This window comes from Roseomonas sp. TS2 (assembly GCF_058833935.1).
This window is the reverse complement of sequence record NZ_JCACVY010000124.1, coordinates 1-13,161: the sequence shown is the minus strand read 5'-3', so window position 1 is coordinate 13,161 and position 13,161 is coordinate 1. Positions and strand designations below refer to the sequence as shown.

The 13,161-nt window shown below is 73.2% G+C and carries 11 protein-coding genes; 8 read left to right on the top strand and 3 right to left on the bottom strand.

Going from position 1 to position 13,161, the window contains the following annotated elements; translation table 11 throughout:
* From ACZJYS_RS17190 to ACZJYS_RS17175, 4 genes are all read left to right on the top strand, one after another.
* On the top strand, positions 1 to 861 hold an 861-nt coding region (locus ACZJYS_RS17190), incomplete at its 5' end, for a DUF1688 family protein (RefSeq protein ID WP_493179719.1).
* 28 nt (positions 862 to 889) lie between these two features.
* Positions 890 to 1,540, top strand: a complete 651-nt coding sequence (gene upp, locus ACZJYS_RS17185) for a uracil phosphoribosyltransferase (RefSeq protein WP_379649611.1) — start codon at positions 890 to 892, stop codon at positions 1,538 to 1,540.
* Between the two features lie 161 nt (positions 1,541 to 1,701).
* A complete protein-coding gene (locus tag ACZJYS_RS17180; RefSeq protein ID WP_493179718.1) occupies positions 1,702 to 2,712 on the top strand; it encodes an SDR family oxidoreductase in 1,011 nt (336 codons plus the stop codon).
* Positions 2,713 to 2,824: 112 nt separating this feature from the next.
* Positions 2,825 to 3,250, top strand: coding sequence for a CBS domain-containing protein (locus ACZJYS_RS17175; RefSeq protein WP_245906499.1), 426 nt, complete (start codon positions 2,825 to 2,827; stop codon positions 3,248 to 3,250).
* Here ACZJYS_RS17175 and ACZJYS_RS17170 read toward each other — a convergent pair.
* Positions 3,231 to 3,827 (bottom strand): hypothetical protein, encoded by a 597-nt coding sequence (locus tag ACZJYS_RS17170; RefSeq protein ID WP_493179717.1) that lies wholly within the window; start codon positions 3,825 to 3,827, stop codon positions 3,231 to 3,233. The two genes, ACZJYS_RS17175 and ACZJYS_RS17170, sit on opposite strands and share 20 nt — an antisense overlap.
* 218 nt (positions 3,828 to 4,045) lie before the next feature.
* On the opposite strand from ACZJYS_RS17170, the gene ACZJYS_RS17165 reads away from it, so the two are divergent.
* A complete protein-coding gene (locus ACZJYS_RS17165; RefSeq protein WP_379649613.1) occupies positions 4,046 to 5,803 on the top strand; it encodes an SLC13 family permease in 1,758 nt (585 codons plus the stop codon).
* A 51-nt stretch (positions 5,804 to 5,854) separates the two neighbouring features.
* On the opposite strand, the gene ACZJYS_RS17160 is transcribed toward ACZJYS_RS17165, so the two are convergent.
* Positions 5,855 to 6,241, bottom strand: coding sequence for a response regulator (locus ACZJYS_RS17160; RefSeq protein ID WP_109518077.1), 387 nt, complete (start codon positions 6,239 to 6,241; stop codon positions 5,855 to 5,857).
* A 2-nt stretch (positions 6,242 to 6,243) separates the two neighbouring features.
* A complete protein-coding gene (locus ACZJYS_RS17155; RefSeq protein WP_493179716.1) occupies positions 6,244 to 9,207 on the bottom strand; it encodes a response regulator in 2,964 nt (987 codons plus the stop codon).
* A 116-nt stretch (positions 9,208 to 9,323) separates the two neighbouring features.
* Here ACZJYS_RS17155 and ACZJYS_RS17150 point away from each other — a divergent pair, with 116 nt between their 5' ends.
* From ACZJYS_RS17150 to ACZJYS_RS17140, 3 genes are all read left to right on the top strand, one after another.
* On the top strand, positions 9,324 to 11,120 hold the full coding sequence (locus ACZJYS_RS17150) for an AI-2E family transporter (RefSeq protein ID WP_493179715.1): 1,797 nt from the start codon (positions 9,324 to 9,326) through the stop codon (positions 11,118 to 11,120).
* Between the two features lie 405 nt (positions 11,121 to 11,525).
* A complete protein-coding gene (locus ACZJYS_RS17145; protein ID WP_493179714.1) occupies positions 11,526 to 12,278 on the top strand; it encodes a histidine phosphatase family protein in 753 nt (250 codons plus the stop codon).
* A partial coding sequence (locus ACZJYS_RS17140; protein ID WP_493179713.1) for an NAD(P)H-hydrate dehydratase occupies positions 12,275 to 13,161 on the top strand: 887 nt, incomplete at its 3' end. The genes ACZJYS_RS17145 and ACZJYS_RS17140, both read left to right, overlap by 4 nt.

Here is a 13,161-nt window from a genome sequence, read left to right as displayed (position 1 = left end):
GGCACGCGCACCAACCGCTCCGAGGGGCTGGCCGTGGCCAGCCTGCATGCCTTCGCCGCCGGCCTGTTCTCCAGCGACCCGGCCGACCCGCTGCGCGTGGATGCCGAGGCGCTGCTGGCGCTGGACACGGCGCGGCTGGGCGCCGCCTTCCAGCACGGGCCGGGCAACCCGCTGGAGGGGCTGGAGGGGCGTGCCGCGCTGATGCGCAACCTCGGTTCCGCGCTGCTGCGGGCGCCGGCGCTGTTCGGCGCCGCGCCGGCACGGCCGGGCCGGTTGTTCGACTATCTGCGCGCCCGGGCCACGCCCCAAGGGCTGCCCGCCGCCGCCATCCTCGCCGCGCTGCTGGAGGGGCTGGCGCCGGTCTGGCCGGCCCGGCTCTCGCTGGAGGGGGAGAACCTGGGCGATGTCTGGCGCCACCCGCTGGCCGCGCCGGAGGGGCCGGCGGCGGGGCTGGTGCCCTTCCACAAGCTCTCGCAATGGCTGAGCTATTCGCTGGCCGAGGTGCTGGAGGAGGCGGGGCTGCCCGTCACCGGCCTCGACGCCCTGACCGGCCTGCCAGAGTACCGCAATGGCGGGCTGTTGCTCGATCTCGGCGTGCTGGCCTTGCGCGACCCCACCCTGGCACGGCAAACCCTGCCCGCCGACCATCCGGCCATCGTCGAGTGGCGGGCGCTGACCGTGGCGCTGCTCGACCGGCTGGCGGAGCTGGTGCGGGCGCGGCTCGGCCTCGACGCCGCCGCCCTGCCGCTGGCCCGCGTGCTGGAGGGGGGAAGCTGGGCCGCCGGCCGCCGCATCGCCCGCGCGATGCGGCCGGATGGCGGGCCGCCGCTGACGCTCGCCAGCGATGGCACCGTGTTCTGACAGAAAGCCCGACCCGGAAAGCCCGACCATGACCGACGCGCCGAACGGCCCCCGCGACGTGACCGTGATCCAGCACCCGCTGGTGCAACACAAGCTGACCCTGATGCGGCAGAAGGCGACCTCCACCGGCGAGTTCCGCCGCCTGGCGCGCGAGATAAGCCTGCTGATGGCCTATGAGCTGACCCGCGACCTGCCGCTGGAGACCGCCGCCATCGAGACGCCGCTGGAGCCGATGCAGGCGCCGATCCTCTCCGGCAAGAAGCTCTGCATCGTCTCCATCCTGCGCGCCGGCGACGGGCTGATGGAGGGGATGCTGGACCTCGTTCCCTCCGCCCGCGTCGGCCATATCGGCCTGTACCGGGACCCGGAGACGCTGGTGCCGGTGGAGTACTACCTGAAGCTGCCGGACGACGTCTCCGAGCGGCTGGTGATCGTGGTGGACCCGATGCTGGCCACCGGCCATTCCGCCGCCGCGGCGCTGGCGCGGCTGAAGCAGGCCGGGGCGGAGCAGCTCCGCTTCGCCTGCCTGCTGGCGGCGCCGCAGGGCGTGGATGTCGTGACCAGCGCCCATCCGGACGTGCCGGTCTTCACCTGCTCCATCGACCGCGAGCTGGACGAGCACGCCTATATCCGCCCCGGCCTGGGCGATGCCGGGGACCGTCTGTACGGGACGAAGTAGAATCTCGCCGGGCGGGGGGCGCTATCCGGCGCGCCCCGCCGCGCCGGATAGCGCCCGCTTACGCCAGCGGACCTGAAGCACGGTCACGCGCCACGGGCGCGCCGCGGCCCTGCCCGAAACCATGCGAGGGGCGGGATGTTCTATGGGCCGGAGGTGGGGCGGTGAGAACAGGCGAAATTCCGGTACGAACCGCAGTGGTGACAGGCGCTTCCGCAGGTGTTGGCCGGGCGGTCGCCCACGCCCTGGCCCGGCGCGGCTGGCAGCTGGGCCTGATCGCGCGTGATGCCGGCGCGCTGGAGGCCGTCCGCCATGAAGCGGAAGCGGCGGGTGCGCCGCAGGTTCGTGTGGCGGCCATCGACGTTGCCGATGCCTCCGCCGTCTTCGACGCGGCGGGGCGTTTCGGGCGCGAGCTGGGCGGCATCGAGCTTTGGGTGAACAATGCCATGGTCACGGTCTTCGGGCCGGTCTCCGCCCTGTCGCCCGATGAGTTCCGCCGCGTGACGGAGGTCACCTATCTCGGCTACGTGCATGGGACGATGGCGGCGCTCCGGCAGATGCGCGCGCAGGATCGTGGCACGATCCTGCAGGTCGGTTCCGCGCTCGCCTACCGGGCCATTCCGCTGCAATCCGCCTATTGTGGCGCGAAGTTCGCCATTCGCGGCTTTACCGACGCGCTGCGCAGCGAATTGCGGCACGACGGAAGCCGCGTCCGCCTGACCATGGTGCAGCTGCCGGCCGTGAACACGCCGCAATTCGACTGGGCGCGCAGCCACATGCCGCGCCGGGCCCAGCCCGTGCCGCCCATTTTCCAGCCCGATGCCGTGGCGGAAGCCGTGTGCCGGGCGGCGGAAACCGCCCCGCGCGAAGTGTGGGTGGGCTGGTCGGGCATCCGCGCCATCATCGGCACCATGCTGGCGCCCGGTATTCTGGACCGGCTGCTGGCCCGGCAGGGCTATGATGGGCAGATGGCGCCCGAGGCTCGTCCGCCCGGGCAGCCGGACAACCTGTTCGCACCCGTTGCCGGGCGCCACGCCGGGCAGGGCAGGTTCGGGGCGGTCGCGCAGCCACGGGTCAGCGCCGTGAACCCGGCGCTGCTGCGCGGCGTCATGGTCGCCGCCCTCCTGATTCCGGCGGTGGTCGCTTCGCGGCGGCTGCTGAGGCGTGGGCGCTGACGAGGCCAAAACCGCGGGAGGCCGGCCCCGCCCCTGACCGATGGTATCCCGGCATCCCTGATTCCCCTCCCATCGTCATCGGTCACATCATCCCTCAGCAGCGGGAAACAGCATGGACGTCGCGGAAGTCATGAGTGCCGAGGTCGAATTCATCGCACCGGAGGCCACGGCGCAGGAGGCGGCGGAGCTGATGGGTGAGCTCGACGTCGGTGCCCTGCCGGTCGGGAGCGCCGAGGATCTGCGGGGCGTGGTGACCGACCGCGATCTCCTCTACCGCGTCGTGGCGGCCGGCAGGGACCCGGCGGGCCTCAGGGTACGGGAGGTGATGAGCAGCCCCGCCATCGCCTGCCGCCCCAATGACACGCTGCGTCAGGCCATGGACCTGATGACGGCACAGAACCTCCGCCGCCTGGCGGTGCAGGATGCGCAGGGGAAGGTGGTGGGATGGGTGACACTGGCCGATGTCGCCCGGCGGCTGCTGGTGGAGGATGCGCGCCTGCAACAGGCGCTGCGCGGCCTCACCGAGTCCGCGGCCTGAGCCTCCGTCGGCCGCGCCGCCGCAGGTCGGCCGTCACCGTGGCGGGCAGCGCGAAGGCCGCCGCGAGGTAGTCCAGCCAGGCCTGCCCGGCCGGGCCATCGGCGGCCGAGAGCAGCGCGGCGGTATAGGCATGGGCGCCGAGCTCCTCCCGCTGGACGGATTCCAGGAGCAGGGGCAAAGGAGGGAGCGCCTCGTCCAGCGCCGCCTTCTCGGCCGTGCCCCCGCCGATCGCCGTCAGCGCCTCGAGGGGCGGGGGCGCGCCGGTCATGGCGGCCGTGGCCTGCATGCAGCGGACGAGCAGCATCCGGTGCGCCGGTGGCAGGTTGTTCACGTTGAGGGCCAGCGGAAACAGCGTCTGATGGCGGTTCTGCAGCCATCCGTGCAGCAGCTTGGCGGCCACCTGCTCCTGCAGCAGAAGCTGCGGCGGCGGGGGCAGCGGGCGTGGCGGCATCGCCCCGGGCGCCGGCGCGGCGGAAAGGGTGGCGGGCAGCTCCAGCGCCTGCCGCTCCATCAGCTCCGAGCGGCCATCCGCCGCGAGGCCGAGCCATTGCAGTAGGCGCCGGGTCCTGATCGTCATGATAGCGGCGTTCCTGCAACGGGCGCGGTGGGAGATGGCACGAGGGGCAACCTCCCTGGCAACTCGCCGCGCTTCTGCCGGTTGCGCCCGGGCGGCCGGCACATGCAGCCGACCCGAGCGACCGACCCGAGCGATCGACCCAAGCGACCAAACAGGAATTCCCGCATGCCACCGCCATTCCGCATCCCGCGCGCCCATCCCGGCCGCGAGGGCCGCCCGTGACGCTCGACCAGGGCCTGGCCTTCGGCATCCTCGGCGCCACGGTGGGGCTGTTCCTCTGGGGCCGCATCGCCTACGAGCTGGTGGCCCTGCTCGCCCTGCTGGCCGGCGTGCTGGTGGGCATCATCCCCATCGACCGCGCCTTCGCGGGCTTCGCCGACGATGTGGTGGTGATCGTCGCCTGCGCGCTGCTGGTCAGCGCCGCCGTCGCCCGCTCCGGCGCCATCGAGACGCTGATGCGCCCGGTGCTGCCCTATCTGGGCCATGCCTCGACCCAGGTGCCGGCGCTGGCGGGGGCGGTGCTGGTCACCTCCATCTTCACCAAGAATATCGGCGCGCTGGCCATCTTCATGCCGGTCGCCCTGCAGCTGGCCCGGCGCACCGGCACCCGCCCCTCGGCCCTGCTGATGCCGATGGCCTTCGCCTCGCTGATCGGCGGGCTGATCACCCTCACCGGCACCTCGCCCAACATCATCGTGGCGCGGGTGCGGGCGGAGGTGACGGGCGAGCCCTTCGGCATGTTCGACTACACGCCGGTGGGCCTCGGCATCGCGCTGGCGGGCATGGCCTTCCTGGCCTTCGGCTGGCGCCTGCTGCCCACCGGCCGGCGCGGCACCGCCGAGGCCGCCCCCGCGGTGGAGGACTACACCACGGAGGTGCAGGTGCCGCCCGGCTCCCCGCTGGTGGACCGGGGCGTGGCGGAGCTGCTGGCCATGGAGCCGGGGCGCGTCGGCGTCGCCATCATCATCCGCGAGCGCTTCCGCCGCTTCGTGCCGACGCCCGAGGGCAGGCTTCGCGCCGGCGACACGCTGCTGCTGGAGGGGGACCCGGAGGATCTGGAGCGCGTCATCGCCCGCGCGGGGCTGCGGCTGGTGGCCGCACACACCGAGGGCGAGGCCAATGTGGCGGAGGGCGTGGTCACCGCCGAATCCCCTCTCGCCGGGGAGACGGCGGAGCGGGCGAGGCTGCCGGAGCGCTTCGGCATCGGCCTGCTGGCGGTCAGCCGCAGCGGGCAGCGCATCGCCCGCCGCCTCGGCGGGCTGCGGCTGCGCGCCGGCGACGTGCTGCTGCTGCGGGGCGCGGCGCCCGCCATCAGCGGCGCGCTGCCCGCGCTGCGCGTGCTGCCGCTGACGGAGCGCAGCATCGCCCTCGGCCGCAGCCGGCGCAGCTGGGTGCCCATACTAGTGCTGCTTGGCGCCATGCTGCTGGTGGCGCTGCATGTGGTGCCTGTCGCCATCGCCTTCTTCGGCGCCGCGGTGCTGCTGCTGATGCTGCGAAGCCTGAGCCACCAGGAGGCCTATGGCGCGGTGGAATGGCCCGTGCTGATCCTGCTCGGCGCGCTGATCCCGGTGAGCGAGGCGGTGCGCAGCACCGGCGGCACCGATCTGATCGCCGCCTGGCTGGAAAGCGCGACGCGGCAGCTGCCGCCGCTCGGTGCGCTGGGTCTGATCATGGCCATCGCCATGGCCGTCACGCCCTTCCTGAACAACGCCGCCACGGTGCTGATGATGGGCCCGATCGCCGCCAGCCTGGCGCAGCGCCTGGGGCTCAGCCCGGACGCCTTCCTGATGGCGGTGGCCGTCGGCGCCGCCTGCGACTTCCTCACCCCCATCGGCCACCAGTGCAACACGCTGGTGATGGGGCCGGGCGGCTACCGCTTCGGCGACTACGCCCGGCTGGGCGCGCCGCTGACGCTGATCGTGCTGGCGGTCGGCGTGCCGATGATCGCCTGGGTATGGGGGCTGACGCCCGGCTAGGGCGCCGGCCGGCCGCCCCGCCTTCCTCCCGCCCCGCCTTTCCCGCCGGCCTCAGGCCGGCGGCTCCTCCTCCCGCTGCAGCAGGGCGGTGTCGATCTGGCCCAGCAGGCGGGAGAAATCCACCGGCTTGGGGTGGTAGTCGTCGCAGCCTGCCTCGATGACCTTGTTGCGGTCGCCCGACATGGCATGCGCGGTCAGCGCGATGATCGGGATGCGCGCCGTGCCCTCGATGCCGCGCAGGGTGCGTGCGGCGGTCCAGCCATCCATCACCGGCAGGTTCATGTCGAGCAGGATGATGTCAGGCCGCTCGGCCTGCGCCATGTCCACGCCCTGCTGCCCGTCATGCGCCAGCACCACATCGAAGCCGCGGCGGCGCAGGCGGCGGGAGAGGAAATCCCACAGCTCCTCATGGTCCTCGACCAGCAGGATCTTCGTCATCGTCAGTGTCCTTTCCTACCCGTGGCGGCGATCTGCCGCAGCTCGCGCAGCAGCTCCTCCGGAACGCCGTCATCGGCCGGCATCACGCCATGCACCTTGCCGCGCAGCCGCGCCATCTCCTCCTCCGACATCGGCGCGGCGGTCAGGGCGATGATGGGCAGCGCGGCCCATTCCGGCCGCGAACGCAGCTTGCGGATCAGCGCGAAGCCGTCGCTGTCCTCCCCGCCCTGCACCTCGACCAGCATCATGTCGGGCGCCGGCCCGCGCTCCATGCGGGCCAGCGCCGCGTCGGGCTCCGGCGTCTCCTCCACCGCCCAGCCCTCGCGCTCCAGCAGCGCGCGGAGCGTGGCGCGCTGCTCGGCATCGGGGTCCAACAGCAGCGCCAGGCCGGGCGCGGGCTGCGCACGGTAGCGCTCCAGCACATGCTTCAGCCGGCTCCACTCCACCGGCTTGTTGAGGTAGTCGGCCGCGCCGAGCGAGAAGGCGAGTCCGCGCTCCTGCACCACCGTCACCATCACCACGGGAATCGCGGCCAGGTCTGGCTCGGCCTTCAGCGCCGACAGCACGCCCCAGCCATCGAGGCGCGGCATCATCACGTCCAGCAGGATGGCGTCGGGGCGCATCTCGCGCGCCAGGTGGAGGCCGCTCCGCCCGTCCGGCGCGGTACGCACCGCGAAGCCCTCGCGCGTCAGGAAGCGGGCCAGCAGGTCGCGCGTGGCGGCGTCGTCGTCGATCACCAGCACAAGGCCGCCCAGCCGCTCGGCGGGGGAGGGGGCATCCTGCTGCGGCACCGCCTCGGCGGCCTGCACCCCTGCATCCTCCGCCTCCGGCCGTACCAGGCGCAGATCCGCCGGCAGGTGCAGCGTGAAGGTGGTGCCCTGGCCCGGCTGGCTCTCCACCCCGATGCGGCCGCCCAGCATGGCGCTGAACGCCTTGGTGATGGCCAGCCCCAGACCGGTGCCGCCGAAGCGGCGCGTGGTGGTGCTGTCGGCCTGGCTGAAGCGCTGGAACAGGCGCTCCAGCTGCTCGGCGGTCATGCCGATGCCGGTATCGGCCACTTTCAGCACCACCCAGCCGGGCTCCTCCGGGTCGGGGGCGGCGGAGAGGGTGATCCGCCCGCCCTCGGTGAACTTGGCGGCGTTGCCGAGCAGGTTGAACAGGCATTGCCGCAGCTTCACCGGGTCGGAGTGCATCGGCGGCAGCGCCGGGTCGATGGCGACCTCGAGCGTGTTGTCCTTCTTGGCCACCAGCGCGCCCACGGTGGCCACCACCTCCTCCAGCAGCGCCTGCGGGGCGAAATCCTCCGGCTGCACCTCCATCTTGCCGGCCTCGATCTTCGAGAGGTCCAGCACGTCGTTGATCAGGGAGAGCAGGTGGCGGGCATTGGCGTTGATCTTGGCGAGGTCCTCGCGGAAGGCCTCCGCCCCCTCCAGCTCCTCCGCCTCCTCCTCGAGCATCTCGGAATAGCCGATGACGGCGGAGAGCGGGGTGCGCAGCTCGTGGCTCATATTGGCGATGAACTGGCTCTTGGCCATGTTGGCGTCCTCGGCGGCCGCCTTGGCGGCGGCCAGGGCTTCCTCCGCCTCGCGCATCTCGGTGATGTCGGTGTTGGTGCCGAACCAGCCGATGAGCCGGCCTTCCGGCGCCTCCTCGTCCGGCGCGTCGCGCAGCGGCAGGGCGCGGGAGAGGAACCAGCGGTACTGCCCGTCGGCGCCGCGCAGCGGGAAGGTGTCCTCCCACGCCTCGCCAGCCGTGATCGCGGCGCGGAAATGCTCGGCCGCCCGCTCCAGGTGGTCCGGGTGGTGCACGCTTCTCCAGCCGGAGCCCTTCATCGTCTCCGGCGTGCCGCCGGTGTATTCGTACCAGCGGCGGTTGTACCACTGGATCTCGCCTTCGGGGTCGGTCATCCAGGCCATCTGCGGCACGGAATCCACGATCAGCCGCAGCCTGGCCTCGCTGCGGCGCAGCCGCGCCTCCATCCGGCGCCGGGCGGTGACATCCATCGCCGCGACGCCGATGCCCTCCGCCATCCGGCCCAGCGGGAACAGGCTGATCTGGAGCTGCCGCTCCAGCCCGCCGCCCGGGGCGGGGGGTGGCACCGTCACGGCGATGTCGGACTGCGCCTGGCCGCTCTTCAGCACCGCCTCCAGCCGCGGCGCCAGCTGCGCGCGCACCGCCTCGGGCCATTGCCCGTCGGCCAGCACCTTCTCGCCCAGCATGGTCAGCGCCTTGTTGGCATGGGCCAGGCGCATCTGCCGGTCGAGGAAGCCGAGCGCGATGGGCGCGTGCTCCATCACGCCGTCCAGCAGGGCGGTGGCACGCTGCTCGGCCCGCCGCCGTGCCATGGCGTAGAGGCCGAGCGACAGGCCCGAGAGCAGCAGCGCCGCCAGCATCAGCACGCTCAGCCAGGCGGAGAGGCGTGCCGCCGTGCTGGCCTGCCGGGCGGCCAGGGCGCGCGTTTCCTGCTGCGCCGTCGCCACCTCCTGGCGCAGCGCGTCCATCAGCGCCTTGCCCTGCCCGGTCTCGACCGCACGCGCCGCCTCCACCGAGCTCCCGGCGCGGCGCAGCGCCACCACCTGGCCGGACCAGTCCAGCTTGGCCGTCACCAGCGGCCGCAGCCGCCCGGCCGGCAGCCCGGAGGCCTCCAGCTGCGGCAGCAGGGCCGCGATGGCACGGCGTGCCTCCCTGTCGGGCGCGAGGTAGTCGTCCTGGCCGGTCAGCGAGTAGCCCCGCTGCGCCGTCTCCACGTCCTTCACGGCGGAGAGCAGCGCCTCGGCCTGCAGCACATGGGCGTGGATGGCGGCGCTGGCCTCCCGGGCGCGGCCGGCGAGCGCCCATTGCGCCACGCCGGCGCCGATCGCCAGCAGGACAAGCAGGAAGGCGGCGATCAGAACCGGGCGCGGGTTCTGCGGCAGGGCGCGCTCAGCCTGGCGTTGCAGGAAAGACGTCGTGGCGAGGCTGGGCAAGGGCGGAATCCGGGTGGTGGCGGGGAATAACGCCGCACGGCGCCTCGGGTTGAAGGGAGGGCTGAACCTTTGCCATGGCCTGGCGTTACAGCAGCCCGCTCCAAGAGAACGTCGCCATGGCCGAAATGCCGCCCCCTTCCCCCGCCGACGCCACGGCCATGCGGCCGGAGGCCCCTCCGGAGGCGCAGACGCTGCGCGTGCTGCAGGCCATCTTCGGCCTGCTGGCAGCGGCCTTCAGCGTCACCGTGCTGGCGCTGGGGCGGGACCTGATCGTGCCGCTCGTGCTGGCGGTGCTGCTGGCCTTCGTGCTGGCGCCCGTCGTGGTGGTGCTGCACCGGCTGCGGGTGCCGCAGGTCCTTGGCGTGGTGGCGGCGGTGCTGCTGGCGGCGGCGGCGATCCTGGGCCTGGGCGTGGTGATGGGCCGCCAGGCCGGCTCGCTGACGGCCGACCTGCCCGCCTACCAGCAGACCATGGCGGCCAAGCTGCAATCGCTGCGGCTGGGCGAGCTGATGCAGGAGGCGGACGCGGCGCTGCGCAACCTGCGCCAGATGATGGGCGACGGCCTCGCCGACCGGGCCGCGCCGGGCGCCGCCGAGATGCCGCCGCCGGTGACCACCGCGCCCGCCGCCGAGGGCGGCAGCCCGCTCGCCGTCATCGGCAGCCTGGCCGGGCCGGTGCTGGCGCCGCTGGCGACGGCGGGCATCGTCCTCCTCTTCGCCATCTTCGTGCTGGTCTACCGCGAGGATCTGCGCGACCGGCTGATCCGCCTGGCGGGCAGCAGCGACCTGCAGCGCACCACCCTGGCGCTGGACGACGCGGCCCGGCGCCTGTCGCGCTACTTCCTGGCGCAGGTGGCGCTGAACAGCCTGATGGGCGTGACGATCGCGCTGATCCTGTGGCTGCTCGGCCTTCCGGCCCCGGCGCTTTGGGGCATCCTGGCCGGGCTGATGCGCTTCGTGCCCTTCATCGGCACCTTCATCGCGCTGGTGCCGCCCCTGCTGCTGGCGGTCGCGGTCGATCCGGGCTGGTCGATGGCGCTGTGGGTGCTGCTGCTCTTCCTGGTGGCCGAGCCGCTGATGGCGCAGGTGCTGGAGCCCGCGGTCTATGGCCACAGCACCGGCCTCTCGCCGGTCGCGGTCATCGTGGCGGCCACGTTCTGGACCTTCCTGTGGGGGACGATCGGCCTGCTGCTGGCCACGCCGCTCACCGTCTGTCTGGTGGTGCTCGGCCGGCATGTGCCGAGCCTCGGCTTCCTCGACGTGATGCTGGGGGACCGCCCGCCTTTGCAGGCTCATGAGAGCTTCTACCAGCGTGCCCTGCAGCGCGACACGCGCGAACTGTCCCGCCAGGCGCAGCGCGAACTGCGCGCGCATGGCTCGCTGAGCGGCTATCTCGACGCGGTGGGGCTGCCCGCCCTGGCCCTGGCCGACCGCGACTGGTCGCGCGAGGAGCTCTCGCCGGAGCGGATGGAGAACGTGCGGGGCGAGGTCTCGGCCCTGCTGGAGGGGCTGGAGGCCGCGCCGGCGCCCGGCCCGGCGCAGGTGGTCTGCGCCGCCGGCCGCGGCCCGCTGGACGACCTGACGGCGGCCATGGCGGTGCGGGCGCTCGGGGCGGAGGGGCTGGGCGCGGTCGCCCTGCCGGCCGAGGCGGCGGCGCCGGACGAGGCCGGCGCGGCCTGGCTCTGCTGCCTCTCGGTGCTGGAGGCCGGCAACACCGCCGATGGCATCCGCTACCTCCTGCGCCGGTTGCAGCGGCAATTCCCGCAGGCCCGCATCGTCGTGGGGCTGTGGCAGGCGGAGGCGGCAAGCCCGCTGCTGGCGGAGCTGCGCCTGGATGCGTCCGGGGAGACCATCGTCACCTCGCTGGGGGAGCTGGTGGCGCTGAGCCGGGCGCGGCCCGTGCCCGGCCCGTGAGGGCGGCGGAGGGCGAAATCCGCCTGCTGGCGCCGGCACTATTTGCTGGCGGAGACTTGCGGACCGGCAGCCGCTTTCCCATATGGGAACCTATTGGCAACAACAGAAAGGAGGTGATCCAGTGTCTCATTGTTTGATGGCTGCGTCGGCCGCCGTGAGCTGGATCTCCGCTGCGAGGAACGTCGCGGGCTGATCTGCTCCATGCGCGGCGGTTGAACGCTTCGCAGGCAATGTTCGAGGGCTCCGGAGGAAACTCCGGGGCCCTTTTGCATGGGTGCCTCCTGCATGGGTGCCTCCTGCATGGGTGCCTCCTGCATGGGTGCCTCCCATGGGCGCGCCCCCTGCGGAACGCCGCGCGGTCTGGCCGGTTGTGGCACAGCGCAGGCGAGGGGGACGGAAACGAGCATGCAACCACAATGGCCCCTGCGGCTCTGGATCGTCCGGCATGGGGAGAGCGCGGGGAATGTGGCCCGCGCGGCGGCGCTGGCGGCGCGGCAGGCAATGATCGACATCGCGGAGCGGGATGTGGATGTGCCGCTCAGCCCGGTGGGGGAGCGGCAGGCACAGGCGCTGGGCCGCTGGTTCGCGGAGCAGCCGGCGGAAGAGCGGCCCGAGGTCATTGTCTCCTCGCCCTACCGCCGCGCCCGCCACACGGCGGAGCTCATCCGCGCCGCGAGTCCGTCCGGCCTGCAGTCCCGCGGCTTCATCCTCGATGAGCGGCTGCGCGAGAAGGAGTTCGGCGTGCTGGACCGGCTGACGACGCAGGGCATCGCCCAGCGCCATCCGGACCAGGTCGAGTTCCGCCGCATCCTCGGCAAGTTCTACCACCGGCCGCCTGGCGGCGAGAGCTGGTGCGACGTGATCCTCCGGCTGCGCAGCGCGCTCGACAGCCTCTGCCTGCGGCATGGCGGCCAGCGCGTGCTGATTGTCGGGCACCAGGTGGTGGTGCTGTGCCTGCGCTACCTGCTCGAGGGCCTGACCGAGGAGGAGATCCTGGCGATCGACCGCGAGGGCGACATCGCCAATTGCGGGCTGACCGAATATGTCTTCGACGCCCAGGACGGCGGCATGCGCCTGCACCGCTACAACTGGACCGTCCCGCTGGAGACGGAGGCTGCGCCGGTGACGGCACAGCCGCATGGCGGGGCACCCCGGTGAGCGCGGCGGAACCGGTGACCGAGGCGCTGCTGCGGCGGATGCCTCTGCCGCGGCATGAGAAGGGCGACGACAAGAATGCGCGCGGCGCCGTGCTGGTGGCGGGCGGCTGCGTCGAGGTGCCGGGCGCCGTGCTGCTGGCGGGGCTGGCCGCCCTGCAAGCGGGGGCGGGGCGCCTGCAGCTGGCGGTGTGCCGCTCCATCGCGGTGCCGGTCGGGGTGGCGGTGCCGGAGGCGCGGGTTATCGGCCTGGCCGAGACGGAGCAGGGCCACATCGCCGCGGCGGCGGCGCCGGTGCTGGCGCAGCGTGGTGCCCGCGCCCGGGCGATGGTGCTGGGCGTGGGCACGATGGCCGGCGCGGAGAGCGAGGCGCTGACCGCCCAGCTCCTGGAGGCGCTGGAAGGCCCGGCGCTGGTGCTGGACGCCGGTGCCCTGGCGGCGCTGCGCGGCTGCCGCCCCGCGCTGCGCCGGCACGCCGGGCGCGCCATCCTCACCCCGCATGACGGGGAGATGGCGGAATTGCTGGAGATCCCCCGTACGGCGGTGCTGGCGGACCCGCTCGCCGCGGCGCGGGAGGCGGCCTCCCGCTTCCAGGCCGTGGTCGTCATGAAGGGCGGATGCACGCGGATCGTCACGCCGCAGGGCGAGGCCTGGGAATGCGACCGCGGCAATGTCGGCCTCGCCACCTCGGGCTCGGGCGACACGCTGGCGGGCATCCTCGCCGGGCTTCTGGCGCGGGGCGCCACGCCGCTGCAGGCGGCGCTGTGGGGGGTCTATGTGCATGGCGAGGCGGGACGGCGGCTCGCCGCGGACCAGGGGCCGGTGGGCTTCCTGGCCCGGATGCTGCCGGGCGAGGTTCCAGCCATCCTGGCGGCGCTGGGCCCGCC

What these genes read in the sequence shown, in the direction of transcription:
- upp (WP_379649611.1), top strand. Translation starts at nt 890, where the DNA reads ATGACCGACGCGCCGAACGGCCCCCGCGACGTGACCGTGATCCAGCAC.
- ACZJYS_RS17175 (WP_245906499.1), top strand. Translation starts at nt 2,825, where the DNA reads ATGGACGTCGCGGAAGTCATGAGTGCCGAGGTCGAATTCATCGCACCG.
- ACZJYS_RS17170 (WP_493179717.1), bottom strand. Translation starts at nt 3,827, where the DNA reads ATGACGATCAGGACCCGGCGCCTACTGCAATGGCTCGGCCTCGCGGCG.
- ACZJYS_RS17160 (WP_109518077.1), bottom strand. Translation starts at nt 6,241, where the DNA reads ATGACGAAGATCCTGCTGGTCGAGGACCATGAGGAGCTGTGGGATTTC.
- ACZJYS_RS17150 (WP_493179715.1), top strand. Translation starts at nt 9,324, where the DNA reads ATGGCCGAAATGCCGCCCCCTTCCCCCGCCGACGCCACGGCCATGCGG.
- ACZJYS_RS17145 (WP_493179714.1), top strand. Translation starts at nt 11,526, where the DNA reads ATGCAACCACAATGGCCCCTGCGGCTCTGGATCGTCCGGCATGGGGAG.